The 774-nt window shown below is 61.2% G+C and carries 1 protein-coding gene; it reads right to left on the reverse strand.

The window, feature by feature from the left end:
• Positions 1 to 65: 65 nt before the first annotated feature.
• On the reverse strand, positions 66 to 774 hold a 709-nt coding region (locus tag EN852_RS34565), incomplete at its 5' end, for an ISAs1 family transposase (RefSeq protein ID WP_135879566.1).

The raw sequence follows: 774 nt of genomic DNA on the forward strand, positions 1-774 counted from the left end.
GATTCAACCGTGCATGGCGATTGGCGAAAGCCGCGGAACTGCCAATCTCCCCCTTGCGGGCAGGGCTATCGCATATGGGTTAGGGCCTGGATGAGATAGTCGTCATTCCAGGCGCATTTCTTGATGCGGTGGCTGATTGGAACTTTGTCAGCATCTGCGGCCTGAAGGATGTTTCTGGCGATGCGGGTGATGAGTGCGGTGTTGGCAGGGGCATTGTCCTTGCGGGCACGGGATCGATCCTCATCCAGATGAACGTCGAGCATCCAATGCAGCCCGTTCTCGATCTGCCAATGGGCTCTCGTGAGTTCAAGCGCCTGCTGTGGCGACAGCAGAGTGGAAGCCATGAATAGTCGCGTCCGCGGCTTGGCCTGATCGCGCTGGCTGGTGATGCGGATGAAGGCTTCGTGGCCGGCCATCAGTGGCTTGGTGGCGGCCACGACCTCTGCCTGACGCCACTCGTCACGACCATGGCTGGTCTCGCTGCGCCCCGCCACAGCGGGGGCGGTTTCGGCCAGATGTTGTTTGGCATGAGCGAGCCAATGGCGTCGGTTTCCCTTGAGCGCCAGCAGATAGTTCCCGCCACCATCGGTGATGGCTTTTGCCATGCGCTTGTGGCAGTGAAGTGCGTCGGCTGTGACCATTCTGCCAGTAAGATCAATGAGTTCGATCACCTTGAGGGCGGCCTCGACCTCATTGTCTCCGTCGTCCGGCGACACCGCCGCCAAGCATAGCCGCGTCTCGGCGGCGAAGGCCGACACCGTCAGCGGCGGACTG

The organism is Mesorhizobium sp. M2E.F.Ca.ET.209.01.1.1 (genome assembly GCF_004010375.2).
Classification (GTDB): Bacteria; Pseudomonadota; Alphaproteobacteria; order Rhizobiales; family Rhizobiaceae; genus Mesorhizobium.